Origin of the sequence: Kerstersia gyiorum (assembly GCF_048595715.1) — a bacterium.
GTDB classification, from domain to species: Bacteria; Pseudomonadota; Gammaproteobacteria; order Burkholderiales; family Burkholderiaceae_B; genus Kerstersia; species Kerstersia gyiorum.
Genome location: NZ_CP169556.1, coordinates 1977152 through 1991676, shown reverse-complemented (window position 1 = coordinate 1991676; position 14525 = coordinate 1977152). Strand labels below are relative to the sequence as shown.

The 14525-nt window shown below is 60.6% G+C and carries 17 protein-coding genes; 5 read left to right on the top strand and 12 right to left on the bottom strand.

Annotated features, from left to right (window positions below):
• Nucleotides 1–99: 99 nt before the first annotated feature.
• Both arsC and ACEW7X_RS08810 read right to left on the bottom strand, forming a co-directional pair.
• Nucleotides 100–465, bottom strand: a complete 366-nt coding sequence (arsC, locus tag ACEW7X_RS08815) for an arsenate reductase (glutaredoxin) (RefSeq protein WP_134838430.1) — start codon at nucleotides 463–465, stop codon at nucleotides 100–102.
• On the bottom strand, nucleotides 462–788 hold the full coding sequence (locus ACEW7X_RS08810) for a tetratricopeptide repeat protein (RefSeq protein WP_083969645.1): 327 nt from the start codon (nucleotides 786–788) through the stop codon (nucleotides 462–464). The genes arsC and ACEW7X_RS08810 overlap by 4 nt, the downstream gene beginning before the upstream one ends.
• Nucleotides 789–947: 159 nt before the next feature.
• On the opposite strand from ACEW7X_RS08810, the gene ACEW7X_RS08805 reads away from it, so the two are divergent.
• The 3 genes from ACEW7X_RS08805 to ACEW7X_RS08795 all read left to right on the top strand — a co-directional run bounded on the left by ACEW7X_RS08805 (nucleotide 948) and on the right by ACEW7X_RS08795 (nucleotide 3621).
• Nucleotides 948–1586, top strand: coding sequence for a glutathione binding-like protein (locus tag ACEW7X_RS08805; RefSeq protein WP_068372206.1), 639 nt, complete (start codon nucleotides 948–950; stop codon nucleotides 1584–1586).
• 72 nt (nucleotides 1587–1658) lie between these two features.
• Nucleotides 1659–2498: an RsiV family protein gene (locus ACEW7X_RS08800; protein WP_420177086.1), complete on the top strand. Its 840-nt coding sequence runs from the start codon at nucleotides 1659–1661 to the stop codon at nucleotides 2496–2498.
• A 310-nt stretch (nucleotides 2499–2808) separates the two neighbouring features.
• Nucleotides 2809–3621, top strand: coding sequence for an alpha/beta fold hydrolase (locus ACEW7X_RS08795; protein WP_167731876.1), 813 nt, complete (start codon nucleotides 2809–2811; stop codon nucleotides 3619–3621).
• 153 nt (nucleotides 3622–3774) lie between these two features.
• On the opposite strand, the gene ACEW7X_RS08790 is transcribed toward ACEW7X_RS08795, so the two are convergent.
• The 6 genes from ACEW7X_RS08790 to mltG all read right to left on the bottom strand — a co-directional run bounded on the left by ACEW7X_RS08790 (nucleotide 3775) and on the right by mltG (nucleotide 9771).
• Nucleotides 3775–5067, bottom strand: coding sequence for a Glu/Leu/Phe/Val family dehydrogenase (locus ACEW7X_RS08790; RefSeq protein ID WP_068372212.1), 1293 nt, complete (start codon nucleotides 5065–5067; stop codon nucleotides 3775–3777).
• 283 nt (nucleotides 5068–5350) lie between these two features.
• The gene (locus tag ACEW7X_RS08785) at nucleotides 5351–6115 is read right to left on the bottom strand and encodes an ankyrin repeat domain-containing protein (protein ID WP_253103064.1); all 765 of its coding nucleotides are present in this window, start codon (nucleotides 6113–6115) and stop codon (nucleotides 5351–5353) included.
• Between the two features lie 167 nt (nucleotides 6116–6282).
• Nucleotides 6283–7053, bottom strand: coding sequence for a TatD family hydrolase (locus ACEW7X_RS08780; protein ID WP_068372218.1), 771 nt, complete (start codon nucleotides 7051–7053; stop codon nucleotides 6283–6285).
• A 19-nt stretch (nucleotides 7054–7072) separates the two neighbouring features.
• Nucleotides 7073–8137, bottom strand: coding sequence for a DNA polymerase III subunit delta' (gene holB / locus ACEW7X_RS08775; protein ID WP_415358678.1), 1065 nt, complete (start codon nucleotides 8135–8137; stop codon nucleotides 7073–7075).
• The gene (gene tmk / locus ACEW7X_RS08770) at nucleotides 8128–8757 is read right to left on the bottom strand and encodes a dTMP kinase (protein WP_415358680.1); all 630 of its coding nucleotides are present in this window, start codon (nucleotides 8755–8757) and stop codon (nucleotides 8128–8130) included. The genes holB and tmk overlap by 10 nt, the downstream gene beginning before the upstream one ends.
• A 9-nt stretch (nucleotides 8758–8766) precedes the next feature.
• The gene (gene mltG, locus ACEW7X_RS08765) at nucleotides 8767–9771 is read right to left on the bottom strand and encodes an endolytic transglycosylase MltG (protein ID WP_130487061.1); all 1005 of its coding nucleotides are present in this window, start codon (nucleotides 9769–9771) and stop codon (nucleotides 8767–8769) included.
• A 258-nt stretch (nucleotides 9772–10029) separates the two neighbouring features.
• Between mltG and ACEW7X_RS08760 the strand changes: the two genes are divergently transcribed.
• Nucleotides 10030–11022 carry a YgfZ/GcvT domain-containing protein gene (locus tag ACEW7X_RS08760; RefSeq protein ID WP_420177085.1) on the top strand — a complete coding sequence of 331 codons (993 nt, stop codon included), beginning with the start codon at nucleotides 10030–10032 and terminating at the stop codon, nucleotides 11020–11022.
• Nucleotides 11023–11115: 93 nt separating this feature from the next.
• Here ACEW7X_RS08760 and ACEW7X_RS08755 read toward each other — a convergent pair whose 3' ends face one another.
• Both ACEW7X_RS08755 and ACEW7X_RS08750 read right to left on the bottom strand, forming a co-directional pair.
• Nucleotides 11116–11460 carry an RnfH family protein gene (locus ACEW7X_RS08755; RefSeq protein ID WP_068372233.1) on the bottom strand — a complete coding sequence of 115 codons (345 nt, stop codon included), beginning with the start codon at nucleotides 11458–11460 and terminating at the stop codon, nucleotides 11116–11118.
• Complete coding sequence (locus ACEW7X_RS08750; RefSeq protein ID WP_068372236.1) at nucleotides 11453–11890, bottom strand: type II toxin-antitoxin system RatA family toxin; 438 nt, start codon at nucleotides 11888–11890, stop codon at nucleotides 11453–11455. The genes ACEW7X_RS08755 and ACEW7X_RS08750 overlap by 8 nt, the downstream gene beginning before the upstream one ends.
• A 79-nt stretch (nucleotides 11891–11969) precedes the next feature.
• Here ACEW7X_RS08750 and smpB point away from each other — a divergent pair, with 79 nt between their 5' ends.
• Complete coding sequence (gene smpB, locus ACEW7X_RS08745; protein ID WP_068372239.1) at nucleotides 11970–12443, top strand: SsrA-binding protein SmpB; 474 nt, start codon at nucleotides 11970–11972, stop codon at nucleotides 12441–12443.
• 208 nt (nucleotides 12444–12651) lie between these two features.
• Here smpB and ACEW7X_RS08740 read toward each other — a convergent pair whose 3' ends face one another.
• The gene (locus ACEW7X_RS08740) at nucleotides 12652–13593 is read right to left on the bottom strand and encodes an SPFH domain-containing protein (RefSeq protein WP_068372242.1); all 942 of its coding nucleotides are present in this window, start codon (nucleotides 13591–13593) and stop codon (nucleotides 12652–12654) included.
• 76 nt (nucleotides 13594–13669) lie between these two features.
• A complete protein-coding gene (locus ACEW7X_RS08735) occupies nucleotides 13670–14092 on the bottom strand; it encodes an NfeD family protein (RefSeq protein WP_068372245.1) in 423 nt (140 codons plus the stop codon).
• Nucleotides 14093–14525: the final 433 nt, after the last annotated feature.

Here is a 14525-nt window from a genome sequence, read left to right as displayed (position 1 = left end):
ATCATATGGTTGTATTAAATACCTCATCTTGTTAATGAGGTATTTTCGCAGCGTTCATGCAGGGCATTGGCCTGCATGAACGCTGTTTTTGCCAAACGATCAGGCCGGCAGGATTTCTTCCACGACATCGGCGGGACGGCATAGGCGCGTGCCGCGTTCGGTCACCACGATGGGCCGGTTGATCAGGATGGGATGTGCGGCCATGGCGTCGAGTAAGGCCGATTCCTCGAGCGTGGCATCATCGAGTTTCAGTTCCGTAAACAGCGCTTCCTTGCTGCGTATGGCTTCGCGCACGCTCAGTCCGGTCGCATGAATCAGTGCTTCCAGTCGGTCCCGCGCCGGCGGCGTTTTGAGATACTCGATGATTTCCACCTCAAGGCCGGCGTCCTGTAAACGCTGCAATACGGTACGGGACGTGCCGCAACGCGGGTTGTGATAAATCGTCGCTGTTGCCATGGTTTTCATGCTCCTGCTTTGTCCAGGCGTTTGATAAATACCTGCATTTCCTTCACCAGCTGCTTGTCGCCGCGGGCTTCGGCCCGTATGACGCCCTCTTCCCAGGCCATGCGCGCGCCGCTGGTATCGCCCAGCGCCAGCCGGGCGCGGCCCAACCATTTCCACGCAGCGCCGTAATCCGGGTCATGTACCAGTGCGGCTTCCAGTTCCGTCGCGGCTTCCTGGTTGCGTTCCTGCTCCGCATAGGCCTTGCCCAGGCTGAAACGCAGCAAAAGGTTGTCCTGGCCGCCCTTGCGCATGGCTTCGAGACGGGTGAGCAAATCGTTCTGCATCTGTTTTCCTCCCATAGCCATGCGTTCACATTTGCTGAAAATTCAGAGATTTGAACGCATGGACTTGAATGCCTGTCTATACGATACTGTCGAGCAGTCTCGCCCTGGGCGAAACCGGTCATGAGACCGGTGTACTGCCGACTTTATCCTGGATGAACGATGATTGAACTGTTCTATTGGCCGACTCCGAATGGCCAGAAAATTGCCATTTTCCTGGAAGAAGCAGGCCTGGAATACCGCCTGCAGCCCATCAATATTTCGAAGAACGAACAGTTCCAGCCGCATTTCCTGGCCGTTTCGCCGAATAATCGCATTCCCGCCATTATCGACCACGATCCGGCCGATGGGAAAGCCGCGATTCCTGTGTTCGAGTCGGGCGCCATCCTGGTCTACCTGGCCGAGAAAACCGGGAAATTCCTGTCTCCTGATTTGCGTGAGCGCATGGATGCCTTGCAATGGCTGTTCTGGCAGATGGGCGGGCTTGGCCCGATGGCAGGCCAGAATCATCATTTTTCGGTGTTCGCGCCAGAGAAAGTGCCATATGCCATTGAGCGCTACGTCAAGGAAACCACGCGCCTGTATGGTGTGCTGGAAAAACGCCTGGCTGATCGGCCGTTTGTCGCCGGCGAATACTCTATTGCCGATATGGCGATCTACCCCTGGATCGTGCCTTACGAACGCCAGCAGCAGAATATCGAAAATTTCCCCCGCATCAAGGACTGGATGGCGCGTATTGCCGCCCGTCCTGCCGTGCGCCGTGCGTATGAAATCGGTGAAAAGGTGCGCAACGCGGCCTGATCTGTCTGCTTGGGCAGTCTGTACTGCCCCGCTTGCGCGTGACTCATTTTTTTCCCTGGAAGGTCTGCAACAATGAAACAAAATTTCCCGTCTCTGAACCGTTCCTCCCGAAGCCACGCGCTGCTGGCGGCGCCTGCGTTCGCGACCGCACTGTTGCTTGCTGCCTGCGGCAGCACCCCGCCTGCGGATATCGGCGTGACCCCGGTGAAAAGTAGCGCGGCGCTGCCTTACAGCATGGAAAGCTGGAAGGAATTGCCTGAAAGCTGCGACCGCACCCTGAAGAGCTCGGAAGAGCTGTGCGGCAATATCAGCGTGAACATTGCGCGCTACGCCACGCAGCCGGCCCTTAACCGCAGCATAGAAAGCCAGCTGTTGGGCATGCTGGACGGTGGCCAGAACCCATTCCCGTCGATCAAGGCCTTGCGTGCTGCATTCCTGCAAAGCGCCACGCCGCGCGACATGCTGACGCTGAGCGCCAAGCCCTACCGCGAAACGCCTGCGCTGCTGGTCCTGGAGCTGGAAACTGAAGAGTATTCCGGCGGTGCCAATGGCATGTACCAGACCGAATACCTGAATTGGTCTATCCCGCAGCAGCGGGCCTTGACGCTGGATGACGTGCTCGAGCCTGGCGCCAAGCCGCGCTTCGACACCCTGTTGCGCACGGCTTTCGACAATTGGATGGCGGCCAAGAATTTGAGCGAAACCGAATACGCTGAATACGTAAAGACCTGGCCCTACCAGCCCAGCAGTATTTTTGCGCTGGATACGGATGGTGTACGCATCCTTTATCCGCTCTATTCAATCGCGCCGCGTTCTGACGGCATGCCAGTATTCAATCTGCCTTATTCGGCGCTGGACGGTATCCTGCGCCCCGAGTACCTGCCCACGCCAGCAGCACGCGCAGCGAAGTAAGCCCTGCATCGGCCCTGTGCTGAAATACCGCACAGGGCCGATTCTCATGCACCGCCTGGGCGCCGTCTGCGACGTAAGGTTGAGACGCAAGGTTGAGACGCAACTGTCCGGCTGCCGTCGCGGCATGAGCTCAGTGCGTGAAGTTCAATGATCGCCCAGGCTGCATTACCGGGCATGCGTCCCGGCCAGGCGTGAATATGGGCCGGTGTTGCCTGATGACCGGAATGGTCGCGTGCAGCACCCGACGTTGTGGCCGCAGGACGGTTAAACTGGCGGATTCCAGGCCCTGATGGCCTTTGCTTCATTTTCCATGTCTGCCGATTTCACCCATTTCAATCTGCCCGACACGCTGTCCTGGGCAGGCTTGCGCGCCGGGCACGGCGCGCCGCTGCTGTTTATCCATGGTTCCCTGTGTGATGCGCGCTATTGGCGGGCCCAGGTCACGGAATTTGCCCAACATGGCCGGGATGCCATCGCACCCAGCTTGCGCGCTTATTTTCCGGACAAAGTCCTGCCTGCCCTGTCCTGGGAGCAGGATGTGGAAGACCTGATGCAGCTGATAGGTGCCCTGCCCGGCAAGGTAGATGTCGTCGCCCATTCCCGTGGCGGCTTGCTGGCGGCCCATCTGGCGCTGAGGATGCCCGAAAAGCTGGGGAAGCTGGTGCTGGTAGAGCCAGCAGGACGCCTGGAAGGCGAAGATAGCGAGGCGCTGCGCCTGGACAAGGCCTTTCGAGACGAGCTTGCCGGGCAATTGCGCGCCGGCATTACCGAGGCCGCAGTGGCAGAATTCGTCGATAGCGTCAGCCGCGCAGGAAGCTGGCGCTACAGTCCAGCCAGTTTTCGCAGGATGGCGCTGGATAACGCTCATACGCTGCCCAGTCAGCTGACGACGGATTTATTGCCGCATTATCAGCCCGCCGATCTGGCAGCGCTGAGCTTGCCCATCCTGCTGATACAGGGGCAGCGCAGTCCGGAGCGTTTCCACCAGACGGTGGCTGCGTTGGCAGCACACTTGCCGAATGCCCGGGTGGTGCAGGTTGACGGTGCTTCCCACGCTGTCAATCTGGCGCATCCGCGCCGTTTCAACGACATCGTACGTGCTTTTCTGGACGGCACGGCCTGAGCAGGCAACAACGCGTCCACCGCAATTTGCTTCATCGCAGTTTCAGCAGCACTGAACTGCCTGTGCTGCCGGTGGCGCAGCCCCAAGCTGGGGCAGCTTGCTGGCCCGGGGCGGCCGTGAGGCCGGCCCCGGTGCCCGGGGCTCTGGGCAGGCTTAGGGATACAGGCCGCGCAGCTGGCGTGCTTCAAGAATGCGTGAGCACGCAACGATGAACGCAGCCGTTCGCAGGGACACGCCATGTTCCTGTGCCACACCCGAAATAGACGAATAGGCGGCGCGCATGATGCGCTCGAGCCGCTGGTTGATTTCGTCTTCCGTCCAGAAGAAGCTGGAAAAGTCCTGTACCCATTCGAAGTAGCTGACGGCCACGCCACCGGCATTGGCCAGGACGTCTGGTACAACCTGAATGCCCTTGTCGCGCAGAATGTCGTCCGCTTGCGGGGTGGTCGGGCCATTGGCGCCTTCCACCACGATGCGGGCGCGCACGCACGGCGCGTTTTCTTCGGTCAGTTGCCCTTCCAGCGCGGCCGGCACCAGGAATTCGGCTTCCAGTGTCCAGAAATCGTCATTGGCAAGGTCTTCACCGCCGGGGAAGCCCGCCACGCCACCATGGGTTTGCACATGCTGGCGCAAGGCCGGTACATCCAGGCCTTTGTCATTGCGTACGCTGCCAGTATGGTCCTGCACGGCGATGACCTTGGCACCGGCTTCCTGGAACAGCTTGGCCGCGATGCCACCCACGTTGCCAAAGCCCTGCACCAGAACGCGCGCGCCTTCCAGCGGCACGCCGAGATCCCGGGCTGCTTCGCAGGCAACCACGAACACGCCGCGGCCGGTAGCTTCGTTGCGGCCCAGGCTGCCACCCAGCGTAATCGGCTTGCCGGTCACCACGCCGGTGGCGGTAGCGCCCTCGTTCATCGAATACGTGTCCATCATCCAGGCCATGACCTGGGCATTGGTATTGACGTCAGGCGCGGGGATGTCCTTGTTCGGCCCGATGATGATGCCGATTTCGCTGGTATAGCGACGTGTCAGTCGTTCCAGTTCGCCCATGCTGAGTTGCCTGGGATCGACACGGATGCCGCCCTTGGCGCCGCCATAAGGCAGGTTGATCGCCGCGTTCTTGACCGACATCCAGGCGGAAAGCGCCATGACTTCAGACAAGGTCACGTCCTGGTGATAACGCACCCCGCCCTTGCCGGGGCCACGGGAGGTGTTGTGCTGGACGCGATAGCCTTCGAAGTGGGCGATTTTGCCGTTGTCCAGTTCAATGGGTACGTCTACAACCAGAATGCGCTTGGGACGCTTCAGGGTTTCCAGCCATCGTGCGAGGTCGCCCAGATAAGGCGCCACGCGGTCTATCTGTTGCAGGTAAATGCCCCAGGGACCGAGGTGATTGGTATCGAGATAAGACGGCAGGTTATGCGTGGGGTGCTGCGCAATCATTCCGGGTGTCTCCGTATTGTCCGGTGATTTACAAAGTTGCGCCCCAAATTCTATTCGAGAATGCAATGCAAAAAATGATTATCCCTAATTGTTTTTTGGCGCGCCTGCAACAGCCAGTGCAGCAGAAACAATATGACCGGCCAGCCGGTCTAAATATAGATAATGCTTAATGAAATGAAGGGCCTGCGGTCAAGGCAGGTGTAAGGCGGCAGGTCGCCACACTGCCATGTACCGGCCTGCCCCGAATCTGGCGGCCCGTGGCTGCAGCCCCCAGACCCGTCAATCAGCGGTTGGCAGGCCGGCGAGCCATCAGGGTACGCAGCTCCTCTGCCATCCGGGTATGCCCCTTGGATTCGGCAAAATCCACGGCATTGCGGCCATCGGTGGTTTGTTGCGCCAGATGAGCACCGGCCCGCAGCAGGCGTTCGACAGCCGGCCGGCTATTGGCCTGTGCCGCCATCATGAGCGGGCTGGTGCCGTCCGGCGCCGGCGCGTTGACCATCGCGCCGTTGGCCAGCAGTAGGTCCACGGTATCTTCATGGCCGCCAGCTGCGGCATAGTGCAGTGCCGTCCAGCCCAGCTTGTTGATCTCGGCACCTCGCCGCAGCAACTGCTCTACCCTGCCAGTCTGCCCCATGAGCGCGGCATACATCAGTACATTCTCGTCCCAGCGGTTGCGGGCCTCCAGATTCAGCCCAGGGGCCGCCGCCAGCACATCGAATGCATTCCAGGCACTTTTCCGTACTGCGTACATGACGGACGGCATGCCTTCTTCATTGCGCAAGTTGGGGTCCGCCCCTGCCCGCAATGCGCTGGCGATGGAGGCTGCCCGGTCATTGTCCAGATTCACCCACCAATCCCTGGGCACCGCCACGCGGGCTTCCTGGCTGGCCCAGGCCGCACCGCAGCACAGGCTCAACACGCTCGCCAGGCAGGAACGGCGGCCCGGCATGAAACGCTGCTTGCCAGTGAACGGATGCTGCCAGCTCGGGTTGGATGACGGGCTGACAGGCTGGCGGCGCGATGGCGTGATGATGCGGTCGGTCATGCGGGCTCCTAGGAATGAATAATTTACTTTAAATAAATCACTTTAAATAATTTACTTTAAATAAAACGCTTTATGTATATTATGTAAATATATGATTTTATTGGTATTTTTTATTGTTCGGCTTGCGGTCTTGCTGGACGCAAGAAAATCCTATAAATAGATTTAAGTTATCTAGCTATCTTATTGAAAAGATTGTAGAAGTTATCTCTGGTTGCCTTGCCTATCAGTGCTGGATCGACATTTCTCAGTGCTGCGATTTTCTCAGCCACGTAACGAACCTTCGACGGGTCGTTGAGCTTGCCCCGGAAGGGAACGGGAGCCAAATAAGGGGAGTCCGTTTCGATCAGAAGACGGTCCAGCGGCACTTTGCTGGCGACATCATGAATGACAGGTGCATTCTTGAAGGTCACGATGCCCGAAATGGAAATATAGAAGCCGAGGTCCAGGGCCTTGCGGGCGTTATCCCAGTCTTCGGTAAAACAGTGCATGACGCCACGGACCTCTCCCCGGCCTTCGCTGGCAATCATGTCAATGGTATCGGCAGCGGATGCGCGGGTATGAATAATCAGGGGTAGATCCGCCTGGCGCGCTGCCTGGATATGATCGCGGAAGCGCTGTTTTTGCCATTCCGGCTGATCATCACGGCGGTAATAGTCCAGGCCGGTTTCCCCGATGGCGACGACTTTCGGGTGACTTGCCATGTCAACCAGCATTTCGGGGCTTGCTTCCGGCGTGTCCTCATAATCAGGGTGCACGCCAACGGAGGCCCACAAGCGCGGCGAGGATTCCACCAGCGACAGCATTTCCGGCCAATCTGGCAGATTCACGCTGACGCAAAGCGCATGGGTTACCTGGTTGGCATCCATGTCGCTGAATATCTGCGGCAGGTTGTCCTTGAGTTGCGGGAAATTCAGGTGGCAGTGTGAGTCGATGTACATGATGCGGCAGGCGCGGCGCTCATGCTCGCGTAGAAAGCATGATGCGCTGCAATGCGCTGTGTATGAAAAGTTTCGGGTTGAGCGGATGGGTGGCTAGCGCCTGCTGGCGCTTGAGCCATTGTGCCGTATCACTCAGGCCAACCGGCTCGGCGCGCCTGGCTATGGCGGATATATCGCCCGCCAGGGCGGGAAAATAACGCGGCGGCAGGCCCGCCAGCGCCAGTTGCAAGTCGAAATAATAGCGCTGCAAGCCATCCAGCCACTCCGTAGCGGCAATTTTTTCCAGCATGTCCGCCACGGAGCCGATATCGGCCTGACCGGGCTGGGCAAGCAAGGCGGACAACTGCTGCAGCCAGTCCGGGCATGGGCGTTCGCGGCTGGCGGCCAGCCGCGTGGCCAGCACCGGTGCGCCACCGGCTGCAGCCAGCCAGGCATCGGCGTCGCGCACGCCCTGCGCGTCCATCCAGGCCTGGGTGGCTTCCGGCGCAGGCACCGGCAGCGGCAGCCTGCGGCACCGCGAAACGATGGTCGGCAGGAGTTTATCCGGCGCATCGGCCACCAGCAGGAAGACCGTATTGGCTGGAGGTTCTTCCAGTATCTTCAGTAGCGCGTTGGCCGTAATGTGGTTCAGCGCCTCGGCGGGATACAGTACCGCCACGCGCCAGCCGCCCCGGTGGGTGGCGGTGTTGAACCAGTTGCCCAGGCGCCGTATCTGCTCGGCACGGATTTCACGGGACGGCGCCTTTTTGGCGCTTGTGCCCTCGCCGCCCGCTCCTTCGGCATCTTCTTCGCCTTCGCCCTCTTCCTGCGCCACGCTGTCAGGGCGCAGTAGACGCAGGTCGGGATGATTGCCTGCGGCCACCCAGCCACAGGCTTCGCAGTGCCCGCAGGCCAGGCCTTGCACAGGCTGCTCGCACAAGAGGCTGGCTGCTGCCGCCCGGGCGAAGTGGGTTTTGCCTATGCCGGCCAGGCCATGGATCAGCCAGGCATGGGCGAAGCGTTCACGTTGCGCCAGCCAATCCATGGCAATTTTTTTCTGCCATGGCAGAAAATCGTAGCCGGACTTGATCGGATTCACTGCCATGCTTGCAACCGTTCGGCCATGACTGCCGCGACCGAGGCCCGTACTGCTTCGATCGGGCGAGAGGCATCTATGATACGGATACGTCCGGGCGCCGCCGCTGCGCGGCGCAAATAGGCCTGGCGGGTACGCTCAAAAAAGGCTTCGGCTTCCGCCTCGAAACGGTCGGGCTCACGTGCGCCGCTACGCCGGGCGCGCGCCACTTCCAGCGGCACGTCAAACAGCAGTGTCAGGTCGGGCTGAACGCCCTGCTGCACCCAGTCTTCCAGCGTGCCGATCCGGCCATCGTCCAGGCCCCGGCCGCCGCCCTGGTAGGCATACGTGGCATCGGTAAAACGGTCGCACAGCACCCAGGCGCCACGCGCCAGGGCCGGGCTGATGCATTCGCGCAGGTGCTCGCAACGCGCGGCGAACATCAACAGCAACTCCGTATCCTGGTGCATGGGCTGGTGCAACAGCATTTCCCTCAGCTGTTCGCCTGCAGGCGTGCCGCCAGGTTCCCGGGTCACGATCAGTTCCGGGGCATATTGGTGCAGGCTGGCAGCCAACCATTCGATATGGCTGCTCTTGCCGGCGCCATCCACGCCTTCCAGGGTAATGAAATAGCCTTGCCTAGCGGCCATGAGGTACCTTCAACGATTCAGAATGAAACGGGCGACATTGCGATTATGCTCTGCCAGCGTAGCGGCAAAGGCGCTGCTGCCGTCGCCCCGTGAGACGAAATAGTAATAGCCATGCTCATCCGGCGCCACGGCTGCCCGCAGCGAGGCGCGCCCAGGGCTGGCGATGGGCGTTGGCGGCAGACCACGCCGGGTATAGGTATTCCAGGGCGTATCGGCTTCCAGGTCACGCTTGCGGATACGGCCCTGGTAACGGTCACCCATGCCGTAGATCACGGTGGGATCGGTCTGCAGCGGCATGTTCACCCGCAAACGGTTGACGAACACCCCGCCGACCTTGCCCCGGTCTTCGTGGTGCCCGGTTTCCTTTTCGATAATGGATGCCAGGATCAGCAGCTCATAGGGGCTCTTGATGGGCAGGCCGGCGCTGCGCTGCGCCCATGCCTGCTCAAGTTCACGGATCTGGGCGCGATAGGCCTGGGCCAGGATATCGAAATCGGTGGTGCCTGGAGAAAAGATATAAGTATCGGGAAAGAACAGGCCTTCCGGCGCCTCGAAATTGCTGCCCAGGCGTTCCAGCAGCTCCTTGTCGCTGACGCCGTCCAGCGTTTGCCGCACATCCGGATGAGCGCGCAGCGCGGCGCGAATCTGCGCATAGTTCCAACCTTCGACAAAGGTAAGCTGGCGCTGGCTCATCACGCCACCGGCCAGCCGCTCCAGCAGCGTTAGCGGTGTGTCACCGCGCAGTGCCTCATAGCCTCCGGCTTTGATGCGCACGTCATCGCCGCGATAGCGGGCCAGCCAGGCGAAGGCGCGCGGGTCTATTTCCACCCCCTGCTCCTGCAATGTCATGGCAATGGCTCTGGGCGTGCTGCCCGGCGAGACGACAAAATCCGTTTTGTCCTGCTGCATCGTTATCGGGTGTGTCGTCCAGTACCAGGCCGTACCGCCGGCCAAGGCCGCCAGCAGCACTGCTGGCAAGAGCACCCAGAGAAGAAACAGACGCAGGTATTTCATAGCAAGAAGAGTGTAATGGATGATGCCGCGCAGCGCAGGCGCAAGCCACGGCGGCGCAGACAAGGTAGGGCACGGCGAGGCGACGATGGTACACGTAAAACGTTATGATGAAGCCGATATTCGCCCATTGGGCGAGTACTCGCCTGGAACGCCTGCGCAAGGCCGCGAAACATTGCGGGCGGGCATGGCGCCCGCAGCCTTGCGGCAACGCCTGCAGGCCGTTCCAGGTCATGTTTCATTGCACCGGATTTGACCAGAATGACGACCATAGATTCCCCGACCGGTATCAGCCCTGCCTTGCTGTCCCTGGCTCTGTTGCCTGAGTTTTCCGTGTTTCGCGCCAGCGGCGCCGATGCGGCCAGCTTTTTGCATGGACAACTGACCCAGGATATCGAACACCTGGGTCCGACAGACGCCCGGCTGGCCGGCTATTGCAGCCCCAAGGGACGCCTGTTGGCTACCGTGCTGGCCTGGCGCGACAGCGCGCCTGCCGGCGATGGCGAGCCGGCCTCCGGCAACGGCGATATCCTGCTGCTGGCACGCGCCGATGCCGCCGAGGCCCTGACACGCCGCCTCGCCATGTTCATTTTGCGCGCCAAGGCGAAAATCAGCCTTGCCCAGCAGGTCGTTTATGGCGCGAGCGTCCCCGCCGGGCACGAGGCCATCGCCGAGGCAGCCGCTGGCGGCAGCCTGCCGCACCACCCCTGGCACAAGGCTCATTTGCCCAGCGGGACATGGATTGCCCTGCCCCCGGCCGACGGACTCGTGCAATGGTTTTTCCTGCCGACCAGTACGGAATTGCCTGCCGGCGCGCACGCGGGCCGGCCCGAGGATTGGCAGCGCGCCCATCTGGCCGCCGGCATTCCCTGGATTGGCGGCGTAACGGCAGACTTGTTCGTGCCGCAGAACGTCAATTTCGATTGCATAGGCGGAATTAACTTCCGCAAGGGTTGCTATCCCGGCCAGGAAGTGGTGGCACGCAGCCACTATCGCGGCACGCTCAAGCGCCGCATGGGCTTTGGCACCCTCCCGGATGCGCCCGAGCTGATCGCGGACCCTGGCGCTGATGTGTTTGCCCCCGAGCGGCCGCAAGAGCCCGCTGGCCGCATCGTGGCCAGCGCTCCTGGTGTCGTCTTGCTCGAAGCACTGCTGGATACACTGGCAGCCGGCACATTACGCTACGGCGCCGTAGACGGGCCGGTGATTACCGTGGGAAGCCTGCCCTATCCTCTGGAAAAGCCGGAAAACTGATTGATTGCCGGCAGCCGTGCCCTGGGCCTGCCGGCAATTTGCACGGCCATCCGGCATCGACAACACCCGGATGACCGGAGAAGCCATACAGGATCAGGCGTGCCGGCGACGGCGGCGCTGCATGCCGGGCATGCCCTGGGCCTTGAGTTCCGCGCGGCGGCGGCGTGATTCCATGGGATCAAAGACCAGCGGCCGGTAAATTTCCACTCGATCGCCGTCGCGCAGAAGCGTTTCCAGTGTGCAGCGCTTGCCGAAAATACCCAGGTCCAGCGCATCGATGCGCTGGCCTGGCGCCCGCCCCTCATATTCGATGGCCAACAGCGCATCCTTCACCGTGGCGCCAGGCGCCAACCAGCACTCTTCCTGCCAGGCATGCCCGGCCTCGGCATAGCAGACCAGCACCCTCAAGTCCGCGGCCGCCAGGCCCGTCTCAGCCATTGCCGTAACAGGCTTGCGCCCGTTTGGTGAAGGAGTCGATAAAGCTAGATGCAATGCGGTTGAACACGGGGCCGACCACCGCCTCCAGCGCACGGCTGGAAAACGCGTAATCCAGCGTGAACAGCACTTTGCAGGCATCCTCGCCCAGCGGCAGGAACTCCCAGCGGCCCGTCAGTGCGGAGAACGGACCATCAACCAATTGCAAAGTGATACTGCGCGGATAATCATGCGTGTTCTGCGTGGTGAACTTCTGCCGCAACCCGGCGAATGAGATCGTCACCGAGGCACGCATACCGTGTTCATCGCTTTGCAGCACCTCTGTTGCCCCACACCAGGGCATGAATTCGGGATAGCGGGCGACATCCGCGACCAGGTCGAACATCTGTTCAGGGCGGTGCGGGACCAGGACGGAGCGTTGTACTTTATGCATTACCTGTCGCAAATAGATAGAATAGATGGATTTTAACGGTTCGGGCGAAGCCGGTTAACCAAAACCGGCCCAGGCATCTATGAGCATCATCGACAATCGCAAAGCCTTCCATGATTATTTCATCGAAGACCGCTTTGAAGCCGGGCTGGTCCTGCAGGGGTGGGAAGTCAAGGCCATACGCGCAGGACGCGCGCAACTGAAGGAAAGCTACGTCGTCGTCCTGAATGGCGAAATATGGCTGCTGGGCATGCACATCAGCCCTCTTTCCACGGTGTCCACGCATATCCACCCCGACGCCACGCGCACGCGCAAGTTGCTGCTGAAAAAGGAAGAAATCGACAAACTGATCGGCAAGGTCGAGCAACGTGGCTATGCGCTCGTTCCGCTGAACCTGCACTATGCCAAGGGCCGCATCAAGCTGGAAATCGGCCTGGGCCGCGGCAAGAAACTGCATGACAAGCGCGACACCCTGCGCGACAAGGACTGGCAGCGAGAGCGTGAACGTGTCATGAAGCACGATACCCGCAATCGCGCCGGCCGCTCGGACGGCTGACGCCACTACTGAACGGAACGCGGGTCGTGCGCCCGCAGCCGGCGCGACGAAAAAATGGCTGGTACGGCAATGCCGTACCAGCCATTTTGCTTGGGCTATCAGGACACCAGGACAGCAGCGCCCAGTTCCCTGATGCTTGCTTGCCGACCTAGCAGGCAGCCGGCAAGCGGTGGCGCCAAACGCGCCGGCCTATATCCCAGCCAATGCTTCAGGCGTCGGTGTTTTTCACACCTTTGACCACCGACAGTGCAGATGCCACCAGGCCGCCCATGTCTGCCATATTGGACGGCAGGATGAGCGTATTGCCCTTCTTGGCCAGTTCGCCAAAGGCATCCACGTAGCGTTCGGCCACTTTCAGGTTCACGGCTTCCTGCCCGCCGGGCTGACGGACAGCCTGCGCAACCTGGGTAATGGCCGAGGCAGTCGCTTCGGCAATAGCCAGGACTGCAGCGGCTTCCCCTTGCGCCTTGTTGATCTGGGCCTGCTTTTCGCCTTCGGAACGGGCGATGAAGGCTTCACGTTCACCGGTAGCGATATTGATCTGTTCCTGGCGGCGGCCTTCGGAGGCAGCGATCAGCGCGCGCTTGTCGCGTTCCGCGGTGATCTGCGCCTGCATGGCGCGCAGGATTTCGTTGGGCGGCGTGAGATCCTTGATTTCATAGCGCAGGACCTTGACCCCCCAGTTCAGAGCGGCTTCATCCAGCGCAGAAACCACAGTGCTGTTGATGATCTCGCGTTCCTCGAAGGTACGGTCCAGCTCCATCTTGCCGATGACGGAACGCAGCGTCGTCTGCGCCAGCTGGGTGATGGCGAGAATGTAGTTGGAAGCGCCGTAGGACGCCCGCATCGGGTCCGTGACCTGGAAATACAGCACGCCATCCACCTGCAGCTGGGTATTGTCGCGCGTGATGCAAACCTGGCTGGGGACGTCCAGCGGGATTTCCTTGAGCAGGTGCTTGTAGGCCACGCGCTCGATGAAGGGGATGACGAAGCCAGCGCCGGGCGTCAGCACCCGGTCAAACTTACCCAGGCGTTCGACCACCCAGGCATTTTGCTGCGGCACGATGGCAACGGCCTTGAAGAGGATCAGCAGCACCAGCACTGCCAGGATGATGAAAAACAGCGAAGAGTCGCTCAGGTTCCACTGCATGGTTCCGTCCAGCCTTTCAAAACGGGTTTGGAGAAAAGTCGCCTGGCAACAATCAGAGCCGGTGGGCGATGGGGCTTCAGGTCAGCGCCGCGAGCACGAGACGGGTACCGTCCACTGCCACGATGCGATGCGAACCTGACACGAGGGGTGCGGATGCATCGACCGGGACGGCATCCCATTGCGCACCGCGATGAGTGACACGGGAAGTCCCTTGCGGGCTCCAGCTGCCGACTTCGACAATCTGGCCTATGTCCAGATTGAGGTTGATGCTGCGGGCCGGGTCCCCCCGCTTGCGGCGCAGAATGCCGAAGCGGCGCAGAACCATCAGGCCAGCCAGGGAAACCAGCGCGAACGTCAGCAATTGCCATGCGAATCCGGCGCCAAGCAGCGTGACCAGGCCAGCCCCCAAAAGGCCCAATGTGGCCAGCAGCAAATAGAAGGTGCCGGACATTACCTCGCCGATCAAGGTCAACGCGGCCAACCCGAACCAATACCACATGGTGTGCTCCTGAAACTTCCGCAACAGACGGCGCTTGCAGGCGTGTGCCTGCTCAGGCAGCCAATCGCGGCGAAAGAAGCCCTATTTTATCGTGAAGAAACACGGATCATGCGGCAAGCCTTCCAAAACCGGGAAGACCGCCAGCTTGCCGAGGCCCGCGCCGGAAGAACCACAGCGAAACAGGCCGGCAAAGGTGCTTAAGGCTCTGTCCAGCCTTGCTTTGCCCTGCCGAATGCAAGGCCTTTCGCCGGCGTGCTGACTTAGTCCTTTGAAATCAAATACTTTAGAAAATAAAGAATTTTTAATGATGCAAATGATAATAATTATTTGTCGTTTTGCTACCACAAAAAGAAAAAGTTCCGGTTAGTTTTCCAAAGTAGTCCAAAGATAAATGGTTCTTTCATGGTGCGACTAGGAACTATCTGAAACAGAA

What these genes read in the sequence shown, in the direction of transcription:
- arsC (WP_134838430.1), bottom strand. Translation starts at nt 465, where the DNA reads ATGAAAACCATGGCAACAGCGACGATTTATCACAACCCGCGTTGCGGC.
- ACEW7X_RS08810 (WP_083969645.1), bottom strand. Translation starts at nt 788, where the DNA reads ATGCAGAACGATTTGCTCACCCGTCTCGAAGCCATGCGCAAGGGCGGC.
- ACEW7X_RS08805 (WP_068372206.1), top strand. Translation starts at nt 948, where the DNA reads ATGATTGAACTGTTCTATTGGCCGACTCCGAATGGCCAGAAAATTGCC.
- ACEW7X_RS08800 (WP_420177086.1), top strand. Translation starts at nt 1,659, where the DNA reads ATGAAACAAAATTTCCCGTCTCTGAACCGTTCCTCCCGAAGCCACGCG.
- ACEW7X_RS08795 (WP_167731876.1), top strand. Translation starts at nt 2,809, where the DNA reads ATGTCTGCCGATTTCACCCATTTCAATCTGCCCGACACGCTGTCCTGG.
- ACEW7X_RS08790 (WP_068372212.1), bottom strand. Translation starts at nt 5,067, where the DNA reads ATGATTGCGCAGCACCCCACGCATAACCTGCCGTCTTATCTCGATACC.
- ACEW7X_RS08785 (WP_253103064.1), bottom strand. Translation starts at nt 6,115, where the DNA reads ATGACCGACCGCATCATCACGCCATCGCGCCGCCAGCCTGTCAGCCCG.
- ACEW7X_RS08780 (WP_068372218.1), bottom strand. Translation starts at nt 7,053, where the DNA reads ATGTACATCGACTCACACTGCCACCTGAATTTCCCGCAACTCAAGGAC.
- holB (WP_415358678.1), bottom strand. Translation starts at nt 8,137, where the DNA reads ATGGCAGTGAATCCGATCAAGTCCGGCTACGATTTTCTGCCATGGCAG.
- tmk (WP_415358680.1), bottom strand. Translation starts at nt 8,757, where the DNA reads ATGGCCGCTAGGCAAGGCTATTTCATTACCCTGGAAGGCGTGGATGGC.
- mltG (WP_130487061.1), bottom strand. Translation starts at nt 9,771, where the DNA reads ATGAAATACCTGCGTCTGTTTCTTCTCTGGGTGCTCTTGCCAGCAGTG.
- ACEW7X_RS08760 (WP_420177085.1), top strand. Translation starts at nt 10,030, where the DNA reads ATGACGACCATAGATTCCCCGACCGGTATCAGCCCTGCCTTGCTGTCC.
- ACEW7X_RS08755 (WP_068372233.1), bottom strand. Translation starts at nt 11,460, where the DNA reads ATGGCTGAGACGGGCCTGGCGGCCGCGGACTTGAGGGTGCTGGTCTGC.
- ACEW7X_RS08750 (WP_068372236.1), bottom strand. Translation starts at nt 11,890, where the DNA reads ATGCATAAAGTACAACGCTCCGTCCTGGTCCCGCACCGCCCTGAACAG.
- smpB (WP_068372239.1), top strand. Translation starts at nt 11,970, where the DNA reads ATGAGCATCATCGACAATCGCAAAGCCTTCCATGATTATTTCATCGAA.
- ACEW7X_RS08740 (WP_068372242.1), bottom strand. Translation starts at nt 13,593, where the DNA reads ATGCAGTGGAACCTGAGCGACTCTTCGCTGTTTTTCATCATCCTGGCA.
- ACEW7X_RS08735 (WP_068372245.1), bottom strand. Translation starts at nt 14,092, where the DNA reads ATGTGGTATTGGTTCGGGTTGGCCGCGTTGACCTTGATCGGCGAGGTA.